General features: G+C 51.0%; 1 protein-coding gene. It reads left to right on the top strand.

Annotated features, from left to right (window positions below):
• The coding region (gene rpmC, locus GFJ41_RS21175) for a 50S ribosomal protein L29 (protein ID WP_206001620.1) at window positions 1-387 on the top strand (387 nt) is incomplete at its 5' end.
• Between the last annotated feature and the right edge of the window lie 19 nt (window positions 388-406).

Genomic DNA, 406 nt, shown 5'->3' with positions numbered 1-406 from the left:
CGGCTGTCGAGTAAAATGGCAAAAATCAAGGCCAGAGATCTGCGCGGTAAGAAGAAGGAGGAGCTGCTCAAGCAGCTGGATGACCTTAAAGTGGAACTCTCCCAGCTTAGAGTGGCTAAGGTCACTGGTGGTGCTGCCTCCAAGCTTTCAAAGATTCGTGTCGTGCGCAAGTCCATTGCCAGAGTTCTCACCGTCATCAACCAGACACAGAAAGAGAATCTGAGGAAGTTTTACAAGGGCAAGAAATACAAGCCTCTGGACCTGAGGCCCAAGAAGACTCGCGCTATCCGCCGGCAGCTCACCAAGCACGAGGAGGGCCTCATGACCAAGAAGATGCAAAGGAAGTCGCGTATCTACTCCATGCGCAAATTTGCTGTCAAGGCCTAAGGCTGTTTCTGTTGAATAA

This window comes from Paraclostridium dentum, from assembly GCF_012922555.1.
GTDB lineage: Bacteria > Bacillota > Clostridia > Peptostreptococcales > Peptostreptococcaceae > Paraclostridium > Paraclostridium dentum.
This window is presented reverse-complemented; position numbering and strand designations above follow the sequence as displayed.